At 51.8% G+C, this 16,918-nt stretch carries 16 protein-coding genes and 2 pseudogenes; 11 read left to right on the top strand and 7 right to left on the bottom strand.

Annotated elements, in window-relative coordinates; translation table 11 throughout:
* The first annotated feature begins 1 nt into the window (after position 1).
* Both O1721_RS16735 and O1721_RS16730 read left to right on the top strand, forming a co-directional pair.
* Complete coding sequence (locus O1721_RS16735) at positions 2 to 565, top strand: hypothetical protein (RefSeq protein WP_017384278.1); 564 nt, start codon at positions 2 to 4, stop codon at positions 563 to 565.
* A gap of 949 nt (positions 566 to 1,514) precedes the next feature.
* Complete coding sequence (locus O1721_RS16730) at positions 1,515 to 2,033, top strand: hypothetical protein (protein WP_023296769.1); 519 nt, start codon at positions 1,515 to 1,517, stop codon at positions 2,031 to 2,033.
* A gap of 651 nt (positions 2,034 to 2,684) precedes the next feature.
* On the opposite strand, the pseudogene O1721_RS16725 reads toward O1721_RS16730, so the two are convergent.
* Positions 2,685 to 2,861: pseudogene (locus O1721_RS16725) on the bottom strand (hypothetical protein); the annotation flags it as partial.
* Between O1721_RS16725 and O1721_RS16720 the strand changes: the two are divergent.
* From O1721_RS16720 to O1721_RS16710, 3 genes and pseudogenes are all read left to right on the top strand, one after another.
* Positions 2,820 to 4,046: pseudogene (locus tag O1721_RS16720) on the top strand (RHS repeat-associated core domain-containing protein); the annotation flags it as partial. The pseudogenes O1721_RS16725 and O1721_RS16720 sit on opposite strands and share 42 nt — an antisense overlap.
* A gap of 10 nt (positions 4,047 to 4,056) precedes the next feature.
* A complete protein-coding gene (locus O1721_RS16715; RefSeq protein ID WP_017384273.1) occupies positions 4,057 to 4,539 on the top strand; it encodes an SMI1/KNR4 family protein in 483 nt (160 codons plus the stop codon).
* Between the two features lie 172 nt (positions 4,540 to 4,711).
* Positions 4,712 to 5,185 (top strand): hypothetical protein, encoded by a 474-nt coding sequence (locus O1721_RS16710; RefSeq protein WP_017384271.1) that lies wholly within the window; start codon positions 4,712 to 4,714, stop codon positions 5,183 to 5,185.
* Positions 5,186 to 5,242: 57 nt separating this feature from the next.
* Here O1721_RS16710 and ychF read toward each other — a convergent pair whose 3' ends face one another.
* Complete coding sequence (ychF, locus tag O1721_RS16705; protein WP_003856650.1) at positions 5,243 to 6,337, bottom strand: redox-regulated ATPase YchF; 1,095 nt, start codon at positions 6,335 to 6,337, stop codon at positions 5,243 to 5,245.
* 126 nt (positions 6,338 to 6,463) lie between these two features.
* The gene (pth, locus tag O1721_RS16700) at positions 6,464 to 7,048 is read right to left on the bottom strand and encodes an aminoacyl-tRNA hydrolase (protein WP_032648534.1); all 585 of its coding nucleotides are present in this window, start codon (positions 7,046 to 7,048) and stop codon (positions 6,464 to 6,466) included.
* A gap of 274 nt (positions 7,049 to 7,322) precedes the next feature.
* Here pth and ychH point away from each other — a divergent pair, with 274 nt between their 5' ends.
* Both ychH and O1721_RS16690 read left to right on the top strand, forming a co-directional pair.
* Positions 7,323 to 7,598: a stress-induced protein YchH gene (gene ychH, locus O1721_RS16695; protein ID WP_003856655.1), complete on the top strand. Its 276-nt coding sequence runs from the start codon at positions 7,323 to 7,325 to the stop codon at positions 7,596 to 7,598.
* A gap of 120 nt (positions 7,599 to 7,718) precedes the next feature.
* Positions 7,719 to 8,777: a MerR family transcriptional regulator gene (locus O1721_RS16690; RefSeq protein ID WP_017384262.1), complete on the top strand. Its 1,059-nt coding sequence runs from the start codon at positions 7,719 to 7,721 to the stop codon at positions 8,775 to 8,777.
* Here O1721_RS16690 and dauA read toward each other — a convergent pair.
* From dauA to lolB, 4 genes are all read right to left on the bottom strand, one after another.
* A complete protein-coding gene (gene dauA, locus O1721_RS16685) occupies positions 8,763 to 10,442 on the bottom strand; it encodes a C4-dicarboxylic acid transporter DauA (protein WP_032648531.1) in 1,680 nt (559 codons plus the stop codon). The genes O1721_RS16690 and dauA overlap by 15 nt on opposite strands.
* Before the next feature lie 124 nt (positions 10,443 to 10,566).
* Entirely contained in the window at positions 10,567 to 11,514 is a 948-nt protein-coding gene (gene prs, locus O1721_RS16680; protein WP_003856663.1) for a ribose-phosphate diphosphokinase, read from the bottom strand.
* A gap of 125 nt (positions 11,515 to 11,639) precedes the next feature.
* Positions 11,640 to 12,509: a 4-(cytidine 5'-diphospho)-2-C-methyl-D-erythritol kinase gene (gene ispE, locus O1721_RS16675; protein ID WP_017693293.1), complete on the bottom strand. Its 870-nt coding sequence runs from the start codon at positions 12,507 to 12,509 to the stop codon at positions 11,640 to 11,642.
* Complete coding sequence (gene lolB, locus O1721_RS16670; protein WP_003856665.1) at positions 12,506 to 13,117, bottom strand: lipoprotein insertase outer membrane protein LolB; 612 nt, start codon at positions 13,115 to 13,117, stop codon at positions 12,506 to 12,508. Before lolB ends, ispE begins: the two co-directional genes overlap by 4 nt.
* A gap of 201 nt (positions 13,118 to 13,318) precedes the next feature.
* Between lolB and hemA the strand changes: the two genes are divergently transcribed.
* From hemA to sirB2, 4 genes are read left to right on the top strand one after another with little or no spacing between them, the layout of a single operon-like run.
* Positions 13,319 to 14,575, top strand: coding sequence for a glutamyl-tRNA reductase (gene hemA / locus O1721_RS16665; RefSeq protein WP_003856666.1), 1,257 nt, complete (start codon positions 13,319 to 13,321; stop codon positions 14,573 to 14,575).
* Positions 14,576 to 14,616: 41 nt separating this feature from the next.
* The gene (gene prfA / locus O1721_RS16660) at positions 14,617 to 15,699 is read left to right on the top strand and encodes a peptide chain release factor 1 (protein WP_023296764.1); all 1,083 of its coding nucleotides are present in this window, start codon (positions 14,617 to 14,619) and stop codon (positions 15,697 to 15,699) included.
* Complete coding sequence (gene prmC, locus O1721_RS16655; protein ID WP_032648528.1) at positions 15,699 to 16,529, top strand: peptide chain release factor N(5)-glutamine methyltransferase; 831 nt, start codon at positions 15,699 to 15,701, stop codon at positions 16,527 to 16,529. Before prfA ends, prmC begins: the two co-directional genes overlap by 1 nt.
* The gene (sirB2, locus tag O1721_RS16650) at positions 16,526 to 16,918 is read left to right on the top strand and encodes an invasion regulator SirB2 (protein ID WP_023296762.1); all 393 of its coding nucleotides are present in this window, start codon (positions 16,526 to 16,528) and stop codon (positions 16,916 to 16,918) included. The genes prmC and sirB2 overlap by 4 nt, the downstream gene beginning before the upstream one ends.

The following is a 16,918-nucleotide window of genomic DNA, read 5'->3' as shown; positions in this document are numbered from 1 at the left end:
GATGAACATAAAAAATGCAGTCCAAGATCTTGTGAACAAATTTAAAATGAATGAATTGAATATGGGAGAGATAGACTATACAGACGATGAAAATGAGACTTCTTTTCCCGTGAATTTAAATGGGGAGGTTGATTTTTTTTATCGTCATTTGATTTTAAATGACAGTCCAACATTTGATGGTACTTTTTATTTACAGATTATTGAACCTCAAGATCTCAACGAAATATTATCCGGTTGGCGAGTTCAAAATGATACGGCTTGGCGCGATGAATATATAATCTTTGCTGAAAGAAATGGTGACGTTCTTTTTTGTGACACCCAAAATCTAACATCTCCTGTTTATGGTAGCATTCAAAAACGAAACTTTATAATTTCTGGTTCCTTAGCTGACTTTTTGAATGCTTTTTGTTCTGCTATTGAGATGGAACAAAATAATTATGATGGTGATGCTACAGATGATGAATTTAATTTAAGAGAAGATTTTCTGGAAGATATCGATGTGATGCTTAAAACTAAACTAAAAGATGTTGAGGTTGAAGGGTTTAAGAAATTCTTTTTTGGTTAGTTTTTAAGTTTTTTAATAATAAAGATTTACTGTCTTAGATACCTCCTTGCTTCTAAAAGCATTTATTTCTTATTCCCCTTTTTATAGGTGAGGAGGTTTATTTGCTATTGCTAATGAATAAACACATGAATAATACTTACATCTCTTGTAGAAAAAGGAAACGAATTTCATGATAAAAAAATAAGCCGAGGCTTTAGAGCAATAACAAAATGTCCGGCAGGCTCTTCCTGAGCCGCAGATCGAATGGAAAATTGCCAACTGCAACTCTGCGTACATGTACAGTGCTTGCTTTGCTCTCAAGGAGAACGATGAGGCGAAAAAATGGGGGGAGAGGATACTTAGTACACGTGGATCGGATATAGAGACAGCGCCGTTAATCGACCTCGGCATGGTTTTTTATGAGTTGAATCAATTTGATGAAGCGTACAAATATTTTAATGATTCTTATAACTACGTCAAAGAACGAACGTTTCAAGACAGAGCTGAAAAATACCTTGAGTTCTATTTTCCTAAGAGTGCGCAAGTTCGTTTTTTTCATAAAAAACAAATCAAACTTTAAACAAGAAGTTCATCCCATCGCCATTTTTAACGATTTGATTTTTTGCTTTCTGCACGCAACTTCCCTTTTTCTTTACGTCATGCTCATTCTTTTAAGTGTAAAGTCTTTAGATATTAGACTCTGAGCCTTTAAAAGTCTTTTACCAGCTGTACGCAATAATGAAATTATGACAACTGCGATCGTCTGCTGGTAATCCACCTCGAACGACTTGCTGGAAAGGACACGCACAACCCCCTGACGCATGCTTAATCCGTTAAATCAAGGGGGATTGGCTCCTAAGCACGTTGATCCAACAACGCCAGGTAGATCGTATGTATTACCATCAGTATGGGCAGAATGGCTTGAAGAAGTAGCGATTCCAGGCTCCGGTAATGTAAAATAGGTTACTATATGAATATTAATAAAGATGATGATCTCCTTGTGATAGTAAAGAAAGAAGGAATATATTATTGGTTCGTGGCGTTCAAAGAAATGTGGATTTTAGATAGAATTAAATGGATAGAGGGTTTTGTGAAAAGTGGGGTGGAAATAAATCTACAGGATGTCCATAAGGAAAGATATGACATACCCGTAGTAAATGAAGAAAACGCGCAGATATTTATTGATGGGTTAATTAAAGATGGCTATTCATTCGATAAGGATGACATAGCTGATGAGTTTTTTAGTAGGCTTTCGCAAAAAACAACTTGGTGGGATATATATGATCTTATGCCGGATTTGCTTATAGATTTTGATAATAAAAGACTATATTCGGAGTATGTTGAAAGTATGCATTATCAAAAATATGTTCCTGATGGTTGGCAAGGTGAGCTTGTTGATTTCTGCGGTAATGGAACGTTACCTCAAGATGAAATGTTCTGGATAAAGAATGGAACAAATCATAGAAACGTTATCATTGCTGAAGGGTAAAAAAAATTTTCAGCATACCATTTTAGATTATGCAATTGTCTTACAACACGCGAGTTAGTTTTTGTGTTAACCGATAAAAAGCCATTATTAACCGTTGTAACCCTATTTGATGCTTAGGGCAAAAGCTTCTTTGCCTGCACTGCCACGAGGCACATTTTTCTATTACTTAAAAATCATCTGAACGAAGAAGGGGTTGTTGTCTTTAGCTATGTGGAAAACCAAAATGGCTGGCATGATTGGTTTTATTTAAATGGTATGAAGCGTAACGCGTTGTCTCGATCAGGCCCTGCTTATTATGATAAAATGCGATTCAAAACTTTTAACGATTCCCGCTCGCAAAAAAAAAGGATTTAGAAGATATATTATTGTCGACCGGCAGACCTCTCCTAAGAAACGGTGGTGTCAGCCTCGCTAAGTATTAGAGTCTGGCCTTACTTGTTGAGTGATTAATCGAGGTGCCTTTTCAGACGTTAAAGCTTGCGACTACACAAATCATTTCTTTGGAGGTGAGCAAGAAGTCAGATCTCTAAGATATTTTTTTGACTCCCTAATAAAAAATGTACGTGAAAGCGTGGATTTTTCCCGTTCATAAAAATTAAACGTAAACAAGAAGTTCATCACATCGCCATCTTCAACAATGTAGTCTTTTCCTTATGCACGCATCTTGCCTCCTTCTTTCGCGCCTGGCCCTTCCTGACCCAGCTCTTCCATAAACTCTTCACGGTCGGCATCGTCCAGTTCAGTATTATCGGATTCAACCGTGGCGCAAACTACTAACACTAACGAACCCGCAGCGAATATGACCGTCTTGGCCGCCTGCATCGCCGGGATATAGTTACCGGTAATTTTCAGTGCTTTTGGTTGCACCGCTGGGATACTACCGGTAACCCGCTCGAAGGATCTGCTGAGAAGGTCACGCACAACCGCCTGACGCAGCTGAACGGCATTCGCTGGCGCTATGACATCCATGGTCGCACCGTGGAGAAGGATAACGGCCAGACCCGCTGGCACTACCGCTACGACGGCGAGCACCGCCTGACGGAGGTCATCAGCCAGCCGCGGGACCGCAACAGGCCGCAGACGCAGGTCAGCTTCCGCTATGACCCACTCGGACGACGCATCAGCAAAACGCGTCGCCAGATGGTGGGCGGACAGCCAACCGGTAACCCAGTCACCACCCGGTTTGTCTGGGAAGGGTTCCGGCTGTTGCAGGAGGTGCACGGGGATGTGCCGCTGACCTACGTCTACAGCGATCAGGACAGCTACGATCCGCTGGCACGTATTGACGGCGTTGATGCCCCGGAAATCTTCTGGTTCCACTGTCAGCCCAACGGCACGCCGGAGCGGATGACGGATAGCGAAGGGCAGGTGCGCTGGGAAGGGGTGAACAGCGCCTGGGGCAAACTGCTGCGGGAAAGCGAGACGCAGGTATCAGGATATTCCCAGAACCTGCGCATGCAGGGACAATACCTGGACCGTGAGACAGGGCTGCACTACAATCTGTTCCGGTATTACGACCCGGACTGCGGGCGGTTTACGCAGCAGGACCCGATAGGGCTGGCGGGGGGGATAAACCTTTACCAGTATGCGCCGAGTGCGCTGGGTTGGGTGGATCCGTGGGGGTTGGCATTAAAGGGAGTCGACTTTACAGGAAGCCCAGATCTTTTCCCAATCAATGGAACAAAACAGAATATTGTATCTATTACAATGCAAGGAACTCGAGATAGAGATTTCACCGAGGCTTTCAAGGCAGCCGGTATTTCTAAAAGCGATGCAACTGGATATACATGGCATCATGTCGATGATTTTGACCCAGCCACAGGAAGGACAACAATGCAATTAGTAAAAACTTCTGCGCATGAAGCTACTTTCCCACATAAAGGCTCAGTCTCACAATTCGAGAAATATTTTGGTGTAAAATATGGTTCCCAAGAAGCCATTGCTGTTTCTCATTCTAAAGGCTGGTTGAAGGGGCGTGTCCCGAAAAAATTGCGTGCAAACTGTCATCAGTGAGGTATAACCTATGAACCATTTCAGTAACTGTGAAAAAAAGATTGGACGTGCAGATATTACTAAAACGGAAGAGAAATTATCTATTACTCTTCCGGATGATTTCGTTTCACATTATCTGCAATTTAATGGTGGCACTCCTGAGAAAAGTTGGTGGGACGGTGATGAAGATTTTGAGCCAGTAGAGGTGGCAGGGTTTAAACCGTTTGTTTATAATAGTCAGACAAATAATGACCCTAGATCTTTAATCGACGGTTGTTATATCAGCATGTTGGATAGGGAAGTGATTCCTAAAAACCTGCTTCCTTTCGCAAATGATTGGGGAGGGAATTTCTTCTGTCTAGATTTAGACAATTACTCAATAGTATATTTTGCTACAGATTCTTTTGATGAGGATTTGACTATGCAAGAGAATCACATAAAACTTCAAAGATATCTGACAAATTCATTTGCCAATTTTGTTAATGGATTAGTAGCAGAAGAAGATCTTTCTTAAAGAATATTTAAAAATTTAATCGATTTATTTACTTCGATTGCTGTTGTTTTGATATTCATATTTTTAATAAAGCTCTGTGACACAAACCATAGGGTTTTATTATAAAACAGCATGACAGGCTTGGTGGTATGAAAGCAGCTAGAATCCCATGTAGAATAAATCAGGTTAAAAAATGAAGATATCCCAGTTAGCAATACATAGGTTAAATAATATTAATTGGTTTGTTAATCTTGGTGTAGCAACGACACTCCCTGGTGTTATCCAGGCTCAGTCCCTTAGCTTATTTATAAAAGGCTTGAATAGCGATGAATGGGAAAGTGCCACCTTGGAGGCTGGTTATGAAATAACGGGCTATCTCGCAAAAAAACACACTAACAAATATCAATATTGGAACTCTTTGGTCAAAGAAGCTAAGAAAGTTGTGGAGAATGATATTATCCCAAAAATAATCTTCCCAGAGTCTGAGAAAGGATCAATGACTGAGAACTTAAAATGGGACCTTGTGAATTACTTGCTTGAAGATGCGTATAGTTCTTTACTACATGAGCCATTCGCTTTTGAAGGCTTAATTAATGTTTATGAAGCTGGGCATATGCCCTGTGGATGGTCAGGTACTTGGCCAGCGGGCAAACTAGTTATCTATTGATAGGACACGCGAAAAAAAATCCACGCCAAAGCGTGGATTTTTTTCATTCAAAACAAATCAAACGTTAAACAAAAAGTTCATCACGTCGCCATCTTTAACGATGTAATCTTTCCCTTCCGCACGCATCTTGCCTGCTTCTTTCGCGCCTTGCTCACCCTTGTAGGTGATGAAGTCTTCAAACGCGATAGTCTGCGCACGAATGAAGCCTTTCTCGAAGTCGGTGTGGATCTTACCAGCCGCCTGAGGCGCGGTCGCTCCCACAGGGATGGTCCACGCACGCACTTCTTTCACGCCAGCGGTGAAGTAGGTTTGCAGATTCAGCAGCTCATAGCCCGCGCGGATCACGCGGTTCAGGCCCGGCTCTTCCAGACCCAGCTCGGCCATGAACTCTTCACGGTCGGCGTCGTCCAGCTCAGCGATGTCGGATTCAACGGCAGCGCAAACCGCCACAACTACAGAACCTTCAGCCGCAGCGATTTCACGCACTTTGTCGAGGTACGGGTTGTTCTCGAAACCGTCTTCGTTGACGTTGGCGATGTACATGGTTGGCTTCAGGGTCAGGAAGCTCAGGTATTTGATCGCCGCTTTGTCTTCGTCAGTCAGGTTTTTCAGCGCGCGCAGCATGCCCGCGTTTTCCAGCTGTGGCAGACATTTTTCCAGCGCAGCCAGTTCCGCTTTCGCATCCTTGTCGCCGCCTTTGGCTTTCTTCTGCACGCGGTGAATGGCGCGCTCGCAGGTGTCAAGGTCAGAGAGGGCCAGCTCGGTGTTGATGACGTCGATGTCGTCAGCCGGATCCACTTTGTTGTTAACGTGGATAATGTTGTCGTTCTCGAAGCAGCGCACAACGTGGCCGATCGCTTCGGTTTCACGGATGTTGGTCAGGAACTGGTTGCCCAGGCCTTCACCTTTGGATGCGCCTTTTACCAGACCCGCGATGTCCACGAACTCCATGGTGGTTGGCAGAATGCGCTGTGGCTTCACGATTTCCGCGAGCTGGTCCAGACGCGGATCGGGCATAGGAACAACACCGGTGTTCGGCTCGATGGTACAGAACGGGAAGTTCGCCGCTTCAATACCTGCTTTGGTGAGCGCGTTGAACAGGGTGGATTTGCCAACGTTTGGCAGACCGACGATACCGCATTTGAATCCCATTTCTAAATCACCTTAATATCTTGATAATCAATCCGTTAACGATAACCGATTGAAGAAAAGTAAATAACTACGCCTATTATACACGTAACCCGCGCGACGCGCGGTAAAAAAGCCCCAGGGCGCCGTTTATTGCGCTTTGAAAGCGTGCAGTCGATTGGTGGCTTTCGTCAGGCCGTCCTGAAGCCAAATCTCGGTGCAGCGAGCCGCTTCGTCCACCGCTTCGTCAATCAACTTCTGCTCAGAAACCGGGGGTTTACCCAATACGAAACCAACAACTTTGTTTTTATCGCCCGGATGGCCGATTCCCACGCGCAAACGGTGGAAATTAGGGTTATTACCCAGTTTGCTGATGATGTCTTTCAGACCATTATGGCCGCCATGACCGCCGCCCAGTTTGAACTTCGCCACACCTGGCGGCAGGTCCATTTCGTCGTGGGCCACCAGGATCTCATCCGGATTGATGCGATAAAACGTTGCCATGGCCGCCACGGCTTTGCCGCTCAGGTTCATAAAGGTGGTTGGCACCAGCAACCGCACGTCAGCACCCGCAAGATTGATGCGTGAGGTATACCCGTAAAACTTGGGTTCTTCACGCAGGGGAGCGCGCAAACGCTCCGCCAGCAGATCAACATACCAGGCACCGGCGTTATGGCGGGTAGCGGCATACTCTGCGCCCGGATTGGCGAGGCCGACAATCAGTTTAATCGTCACGATTTACTTCCTAATGGGTTCCAGATCTGGCGCGTAGTTTACTGTCTGGCGCGCCGCTTGACAAAGTTCTGCCTGCGGTACACCGAAATGCGAATAATTTCCTCTTTGAACAATTAGAATTTCAAGCTGTTCAATGTCTTATTTGTAAATTTTTGTCCGGGAGTGATCTGTAAATGTGATCATTCACGCAACTCATATAAGAGGCGTTGTCTATACTTTACACACAAGGAGAAGGGGCTTTTCCCCTGACAACCCAAAGTTCCGGAGGTGACATATGAAACGCAAAAACGCTTCAATGCTCGGTAACGTGCTAATGGGGTTGGGACTGTTCGTGATGGTCGCCGGTGTCGGTTATTCAATCTTAAACCAATTACCGCAGCTTGACCTCCCACAATACTTTGCGCATGGCGCGGTGCTGAGTATCTTCCTAGGTGCGGTATTGTGGCTCGCCGGGGCGCGCGTGAGCGGACATGAGGAAGTCTGCGATAAATACTGGTGGGTGCGCCATTACGATAAACGATGCCGCCGCGACCAGCGCAAGCATAGCTAGTGCCCCATAAAGAACACCGAAACGACTTCATCTGAAGTCGTTTTTTTTTGCATGACGCATTGACCCTCACGTAACGTAAGGCTCCAGAGTAACGACACTGGCAGAACAAAAGGAGCCGTTATGTTGATACAGGTGGGTGAACTGGCGAAACGTGCCGGGATCACCGTGCGGACTTTGCATCACTACGAGCAAACAGGGCTGTTGTTACCTTCTGCCAGAAGCGCGGCAGGCTACCGGCTTTATAACCTGGCGGATGTGCAGCGTCTGCATATGATCCAGACGCTGGCAAAAGCCGGGCTGGAGCTTGCCGAAATCAGGGATTTTCTGGAACAGCGTTCGCTGTCATTAGCCGAATTACTCGACGGGCAAATCACTCTGCTGGACAAGCAACTGCGTAGTATCCATACGCTGCGCAACCGGCTGGTGGAGTTGCGTACCGGGCTGACCGACGATGCGACGCCGGATCTGGAATCCTGGCTACAGACTCTGGAGTTAATGAATATGTACGATCGCTGGTTTAGCAAAGAAGAGTTGCAGCAACTGCCGTTTGCGGTAGAGAAAGAGGCGCTGGCGGATATCTGGTCGGGGCTGGTGACGGAGGTTAAACACTTGCTGGAACAGAACGTCAGCGTCACGGACGCGCGGGCGACCGATTTGGCTTCACGGTGGATGGAACGCCTGGAGCAGGATACCGCAGGCAAACCGGAATTTTTGACCCGTCTGAACGAGATGCACAGCGTGGAGCCGCAGATGCAGGAGCAAACCGGCATTACGCCGGAGATAACTGATTACATCACGCGGGCGTTTGCCGAATCAAAGCTCAGCATCTGGGAGAAATATCTCACTGCCGAAGAGATGGCCTTTACCCGGTCGCACTACTTTGACCGGATGATGGAGTGGCCGCCGTTGGTGGCGAAGTTGCATCAGGCGCAGCGGGATAATCTCAGTCCCGCTTCTGACGATGCGCAAAAGCTGGCAGAAAACTGGCTGGTTTTATTCCAGTCCTATGCGGGAACAAACCCGCAGACCCAGCAAAAATTTCGTCTCGCCATGCAGCAGGAGCCGCATCTGATGAAGGGCACGTGGATGACGCCTGCCGTGCTTGAATGGCTCCAGCAGGCGATCGGGGTGATGATGCAAAGACGCGTCTCTGCATCAGATGACTCACAGATCCGCTAACGCAGCTTCACGGTTAGGGTAGAAGGACAATCGGCCAGGGATTGGCTGCACGCCCGCGCGCGCCATGGTGCGCAGGGGCTGGAATTCAAGGTTACTCACCCGCAGTTCACAGCCTTCCGGCAGACGCACAACAAAGCGCTGGAAGGCATCCAGACCGCCGGCATCCAGCACCGGGACGGCATCCCACTTCAGCACCACAATCCGTTTGCCCGCGATGCGGGATTCCAGATCGCTGAACAGACCTTCCGCCGCGGCGAAAAACAGCGGACCAATCACGCGCAGCACCAGCACATCGTCAGGCACCTCAACGTTAACCGGGGAGAGACGCGTCATCTGCGCGATGCGGCGCATAAACAGCAGCGAGGCCAGCACAATGCCGACGCTGATGGCGATAACCATATCGAACAGTACGGTCAACGACATGCAGATCAGCATCACGATAATGTCGTCTTTCGGCGCACGGCGCAGCAGGTTAACCACCTTATGCGCCTCACTCATGTTCCAGGCCACCATCAGCAGCAGCGCAGCCATGGCCGAGAGCGGAAGCCATGAAAGCAGCGGGGCAAGGATAAGCAGCGCCATGATCACCAGCAGGGAGTGAATGACCGCCGAAACCGGTGATGTCGCGCCCGCACGTACGTTCGCGGCGGAACGGGCAATCGCAGCCGTAGCGGTAATACCGCCGAAGAACGGTGCAACGATGTTCCCTAAGCCCTGGCCGACCAGCTCGCTGTTGGCTTTGTGCTTAGTGCCGGTCATGCCGTCGAGCACGACGGCGCAGAGCAGGGATTCAATCGCGCCCAGCATTGCCATGGAGAACGCGGCAGGCAGCAGAGCGCGAAGGGAATCCCAGCTTAGGGTGAAGCTTGAGCCCGGCATGTCCCACGGCAGAACCAGCTGCGGCAGCAGCTGCGGAATGCCGCTGCCCTGTGAGCCGTCCGCCAGAACATAGTGGAACTGGGAGCCAATGGTGGCGACCTGTCCACCGAGCAGGTTGACAACGCCCATCACCGCGCAGCCCAGCAGCAGAGCGGGCAGATGCCCCGGGAGACGAATGCCTAAGCGAGGCCAGACGATAAGTGTGCCGAGGGTAACGATGCCAATGGCTGCATCGCCCAGGTTGGCCGTCGGCAACGCCATAAACAGCGCGCCCACTTTCTGTAAATAGTGCTCCGGAACATGGGCCATTTGCAGGCCGAGGAAATCCTTAATCTGCATGGTCCCGATGGTAATCCCAATCCCCGAGGTGAACCCCAGCGTTACGGAAAGGGGAATATATTCAATCAGGCGACCAAAGCGGGCCAGACCAAACAGAATTAAAAAGATGCCGGACATCAGGGTGGCAACCAGCAGGCCTGCCAGACCAAACTGTTGGGAAACCGGGTAGAGGATCACCACAAAGGCGGCAGTCGGGCCGGAGACGCTGAAGCGGGACCCGCCCGTCAGCGCAATCACAATCCCCGCAACGGCCGAGGTGTACAGCCCGTACTGCGGCGCGACGCCGCTACCAATCGCCAGCGCCATCGCCAGCGGGATGGCAATAATCCCGACGGTGATCCCGGCTATCAGGTCACGAACAAAGCGTGACGATGTGTATTTCTCTTTCCAGCAGGCGTCGATGAGGGCGCGAAAGGGCAGAACATGTGAGGAGGTTACGTTTTTCACAATTATCTATCATCCGTGTGCGCATCATCTGTCATGTGAATGGCAGGTGAAGGAGGCATAAGTCATACAAATAAATACTATAAACAAAAAAACCCGCCGTAGCGGGTTTTTTGGCCGTGTTCGATCAGTGTTCGAACATTGCAGAGATGGATTCTTCGTTGCTGATACGACGAATCGCTTCGGCCAGCATCCCGGACAGAGTCAACGTACGCACGTTTGGCAGCGCTTTGATCTCGTCGCTCAGTGGAATGGTATCGCAGACCACAACTTCGTCAATGACGGAGTTACGGAGGTTGTTTACCGCATTGCCGGAGAAGATCGGGTGAGTGGCGTAAGCGAATACGCGTTTCGCACCACGCTCTTTCAGCGCTTCAGCGGCTTTACACAGCGTACCGCCGGTATCGATCATGTCGTCCACCAATACGCAGTCGCGGCCAGCCACGTCACCGATGATGTGCATCACCTGAGAAACGTTAGCGCGCGGACGGCGTTTGTCGATGATCGCCATGTCGGTATCGTTCAACAGCTTCGCGATAGCACGCGCACGTACCACGCCGCCGATGTCCGGAGAAACCACAATCGGGTTGTCCAGATTCAGTTGCAGCATGTCTTCCAGCAGGATTGGGCTGCCGAATACGTTATCAACCGGCACGTCGAAGAAGCCCTGGATCTGCTCTGCGTGCAGGTCAACCGTTAGTACGCGGTCAACGCCGACGCTGGACAGGAAGTCAGCGACAACTTTAGCGGTGATTGGCACACGCGCGGAACGGACGCGACGGTCCTGACGTGCATAGCCAAAGTAAGGAATAACAGCAGTGATACGGCCAGCAGAAGCACGACGCAGCGCGTCGACCATAACAACCAATTCCATCAGGTTGTCATTCGTTGGAGCACAGGTGGACTGGATGATGAAAATATCACCACCGCGTACATTTTCGTTAATTTGTACGCTGACTTCGCCGTCGCTAAAGCGACCTACAGCGGCGTCGCCGAGGGAAGTGTACAGGCGGTTGGCAATACGTTGTGCTAGTTCCGGGGTGGCGTTACCAGCAAAAAGCTTCATATCAGGCACGAGAAGAACCTCAGGCATGCGTCCAGTGGTGGATAGCGTTCGCCGCAAACTGCGGGGCCTAAGCAAACGCTATCCAGGCGGTGTATTAAAGAGCGCGATGCAACGTCTGGAACAGGGTGACGTTGTCACCGAAACTCAGTCTGCGCCAGAATGGCCTGCTGTAGGGGGGAGGTGTTCATCCCGCGTGCTACAAAACCATGCAGCCAAACCGGCGCTTGCTCAAGCACCTGACGGGCGGCGGTTTCGGTGTCAAATTCAGCAAAGACACAGGCCCCTGTACCGGTCAGGCGCGACGGCGCGTATTCTAACAGCCAGGAAAGCACCGCATCAACCTCGCGAAAACGTTTTCTTGCGATATCCTCGCAATCGTTGCTGAATTCACAATTTAATAACGTTTTTATTGACCGTGCCGGGGTATTTCTTTTCAGGTCAGGATCTTTAAAGATGACCGGGGTAGGAATGCTCACGCCGGGGTGAACGATCAGATACCATTTTTCCGGCGGATCGACCGGCGTGAGGATTTCACCGACACCTTCAGCGAACGCCGCGTGGCCGCGCACAAACACCGGTACATCGGCGCCCAGCGTCAACCCTAACGCTGCCAGTTCGTCCGTCGTCAGACCGCAGCCCCAGAGGTGGTTAAGCGCCACCAGTACAGTCGCGGCGTTTGATGAGCCGCCGCCAAGTCCGCCGCCCATCGGCAGGCGTTTGTCGATACGGATATCCGCACCGCTTCCCGCCGGCAGACGACCCGACGTCGACGCCGTTTTCATCAGCAGGCGGGCAGCGCGCACGATCAGGTTATCGTCATGCGCCACGCCGTCGACCGGCGTCAGCAGGCAAATCTGCCCGTCCTGACGCGGTTCGATGGAGATGGTGTCGCCGTAATCGACAAACTGAAACAGCGTTTGCAGGGTGTGATAGCCGTCAGCGCGCTGCCCGGTAATGTAGAGAAACAGGTTCAGTTTTGCGGGAGAGGGCCAGTGGGTCATCATTTAACGATCCAGTTGTCCATTTTCAGCTTGATACGCTGGCTACCCTGCGTCAGCTCCATATTGGACGGCAGCGACGGTTGCGTCTTGCTGTCATACGCGCTGTACACCACTTTCCAGGTTTTACCGCCCTGGGTGTAGTTCACCTGGCTCAGACGGTATTGATCGTCGAGCGTATAGTCGGTTGCGTCACCCGGCAGGCCGAGGATCCACTGGCGCAGACTATTGAGCGGAATCGGCATTCCGGTCAGCTTGCCAATCATCTCTTCGGCGTCGGTTGCCGTGTAGTGCTGGCCTTTGTTATCGGTGATCTGCGCTTCGCCAGGCTTCGCGTTAAGCTCCAGCTCGGTGCTGCCCAGCGGGTTCAGCAGCAGCAGGCGATAGTTGTCCTGACCCGTTTGCTGCCAGAAGAAGCGAGCGTAAACTTTTTGTTCGTCAGAGAGATAAGCAAATGCACCGCGGGTCTGGTACTGGCTTAATTTCAGCACGTCCTGCTGGTGCTGACGCCACTGCGGTGAGTCAGGGCTTTTGCCCGGGCCTTTCGGCTGATGAACGGAACAGGCGGTCAGAACCAGGGCCGCCAGAGGCAGCAGGCGAATCATTCGGGTCATAATGATGACAAATCCTTGAGATACGTTGCAGTTATAACTGTTAATGCTAGCGTTGAAGGGTGCCACCGTCTACGTTCAAATTATCTCAAAGCGTGGCGTAAGCTATTACTCCGAAAGGGGGCAGTCTCTTTTATTGATCTCGCGCATCCTGTATGATGCGTCCTGCTAACCTTATTAACGCTGGTACTACTCCCGCTCAACATGACCCTATTAGCACTCGGTATTAACCACAAAACGGCCCCGGTTTCACTGCGAGAACGCGTTACGTTTTCGCCGGATACGCTCGACCTGGCGCTGGACAGCCTGCTTGCACAGCCGATGGTGCAGGGTGGCGTGGTGCTGTCGACGTGCAACCGTACCGAGTTGTATTTGAGCGTAGAAGAGCAGGACAACCTGCACGAGGCGCTGATCCGCTGGCTGTGTGACTACCACAACCTCAACGAAGAAGAGCTGCGCAACAGCCTGTACTGGCATCAGGATAACGATGCGGTCAGCCATCTGATGCGCGTGGCCAGCGGTCTGGATTCGCTGGTGCTGGGCGAGCCGCAGATCCTCGGCCAGGTGAAAAAAGCTTTCGCGGATTCCCAGAAAGGACATCTGAAAGCCAGCGAACTGGAGCGAATGTTCCAGAAGTCATTCTCCGTGGCGAAGCGTGTGCGAACCGAAACCGACATTGGCGCCAGTGCGGTTTCGGTTGCTTTCGCGGCCTGTACCCTTGCCCGTCAAATTTTTGAATCCCTGTCGACCGTCACCGTACTGCTGGTGGGAGCGGGCGAAACCATCGAGCTGGTGGCGCGCCATCTTCGCGAACACAAGGTGAAGAAGATGATCATCGCCAACCGCACCCGCGAACGTGCGCAGGTGCTGGCAGATGAAGTGGGCGCTGAGGTGATTGCGCTGAGCGACATCGATGAACGTCTGAAAGAGGCGGACATTATTATCAGTTCTACCGCCAGCCCGCTGCCGATTATCGGGAAAGGGATGGTCGAGCGTGCGCTGAAATCCCGCCGCAATCAGCCGATGCTGCTGGTGGATATCGCCGTTCCGCGTGATGTCGAACCGGAAGTGGGCAAACTGGCGAACGCCTACCTGTACAGCGTGGATGACCTGCAAAGCATCATTTCGCACAACCTTGCCCAGCGTAAGGCGGCGGCTGTGCAGGCGGAAACCATCGTTGAACAGGAAACCAGCGAATTTATGGCCTGGCTGCGCGCGCAAAGCGTCAGCGAGACCATCCGCGAATACCGCGGTCAGGCGGAGCAGGTGCGTGATGACCTTACGGCCAAAGCGTTAGCGGCCCTTGAACAGGGCGGCGACGCGCAGGCGATTATGCAGGATTTAGCCTGGAAACTGACCAACCGCCTGATCCATGCCCCAACCAAATCTCTTCAGCAGGCTGCCCGTGACGGGGACGATGAACGCCTGACTATTCTGCGCAACAGCCTCGGGCTGGAATAGCGCCCTATACCCATTTTCTAAGACAAGGTGCATTTACGCCTATGAAGCCTTCTATCGTCGCTAAACTGGAAGCTCTGCACGAGCGCCATGAAGAAGTCCAGGCGCTGCTCGGTGATGCCGGGATCATTGCCGACCAGGAACGTTTTCGCGCGCTGTCGCGTGAATACGCGCAGTTAAGTGATGTTTCAAAATGCTTTACCGACTGGCGACAGGTCCAGGAAGATATCGAAACCGCGCAGATGATGCTCGACGATCCTGAGATGCGCGAGATGGCGCAGGAAGAGTTGCAGGACGCAAAAGCGCGTTCAGAAGAGATGGAGCAGCAGCTTCAGGTGCTTCTGCTGCCGAAAGATCCGGACGATGAGCGTAACGCCTTTGTGGAAGTCCGCGCCGGGACCGGCGGCGACGAAGCGGCGCTGTTCGCCGGGGATCTGTTCCGTATGTACAGCCGGTATGCCGAATCCCGTCGCTGGCGCGTGGAGATCATGAGCGCCAACGAAGGCGAGCATGGCGGCTACAAAGAGGTTATCGCCAAAATCAGCGGTGACGGCGTGTACGGTCGACTCAAGTTTGAATCCGGCGGTCACCGCGTGCAGCGCGTGCCTGCGACAGAATCTCAGGGACGCATTCATACGTCAGCCTGTACGGTGGCGGTGATGCCGGAGCTGCCGGAAGCGGAACTGCCGGATATCAACCCGGCGGATCTGCGCATCGACACCTTCCGCTCTTCAGGGGCAGGTGGTCAGCACGTTAACACCACCGACTCCGCTATCCGTATTACTCACCTGCCCACCGGGATTGTGGTTGAGTGTCAGGATGAACGTTCCCAGCACAAGAACAAAGCTAAAGCGTTATCCGTGCTGGGCGCCCGTATCCACGCGGCGGAAATGGCGAAACGCCAGCAGGCGGAAGCCTCTACCCGCCGTAACCTGCTGGGCAGCGGCGATCGTAGCGACCGTAACCGTACCTATAACTTCCCGCAGGGTCGCGTAACCGACCATCGCATCAACCTGACGCTCTACCGTCTGGATGAGGCGATGGAAGGCAAGCTCGATATGCTGATTGAGCCTATCGTGCAGGAATACCAGGCCGACCAGCTGGCGGCACTGTCCGAGCAGGATTAATGGATTTTCAGCGATGGTTACGCCATGCCGCCAGTGAGCTTTCTGCAAGTGAAAGCCCGAAGCGCGACGCCGAAATTCTGCTTGAGCATGTGACGGGTAAAGCCCGCACATATCTGCTGGCCTTCGGCGAAACCGCGCTGACCGCTGAACAGCAATCGCAGCTGGAGGCGCTGCTTGCCCGCCGTAAAACCGGCGAGCCGGTGGCGCATCTGGTTGGCGAGCGCGAGTTCTGGTCACTTCTGCTGTACGTTTCAGCGGCCACGCTGATCCCGCGCCCGGACACCGAGTGTCTGGTGGAGCAGGCGCTGGCGCGGTTACCGGCGCAGCCGTGTCTGATCCTAGATCTCGGTACTGGCACCGGCGCGATTGCGCTGGCGCTTGCCAGCGAGCGACCGGACTGCACCGTGACGGCGGTAGACGTGATGCCTGATGCGGTCGCCCTCGCGCGGCGCAACGTTGAACGGCTGGGGCTGAACAATGTTTCCGTTCTGCAAAGCAGCTGGTTTGCCGCGCTTGAAAGCCGTGTGTTCGAAATGATTGTCAGCAATCCGCCCTACATCGACGAAGACGATCCGCATCTCGCGCAGGGCGACGTGCGTTTTGAACCGTTGACCGCGCTGGTCGCTGCGAATCAGGGACTTGCGGATCTCGATCACATTGTGACAACGTCACGACAACATTTGCTTCCCGGTGGCTGGCTGCTGGTGGAACATGGCTGGACGCAGGGAGAGGCGGTGCGAGCGCTGTTTACGCGTGCCGGATACGCTGCCGTGGAAACCTGCCGGGATTACGGCGGCAATGAACGTCTGACGCTGGGGCAGTGGTCATGAGCCTGTTTACGCTGCTGATCTCCGTTCACCTGATTTCCGTTGCCCTGACCATCGGCTTTTTCATTGCCCGCTACTGGTGGCGCTACAGCAACAATCCGCTAATTAACGCCCGCTGGGTACGCATCGCCCCGCACTGTATCGACACGGTGCTGTTCCTTTCCGGAGCCGGGTTAATGTGGAAAACCGGCTATCTGCCATTTACTGATAAAGGCGCATGGCTGACTGAAAAGCTGTTTGGCGTTATCATCTACATCGTTTTGGGTTTTATCGCGCTTGGGCGTCATCGTCCGCGCAGCCAGCAGACAGGGTTTATCGCCTTTTTGCTGGGTCTGGTGGTGCTGTACATCATCATTAAACTCGCCACCACAAGAATACCGTTACTGGGGTAA

Source organism: Enterobacter cloacae complex sp. HYC033_NIDB, assembly GCF_056673335.1.
The sequence above is the reverse complement of the archived record's forward strand: the minus strand, read 5'-3'. Positions and strand labels throughout refer to the sequence as shown.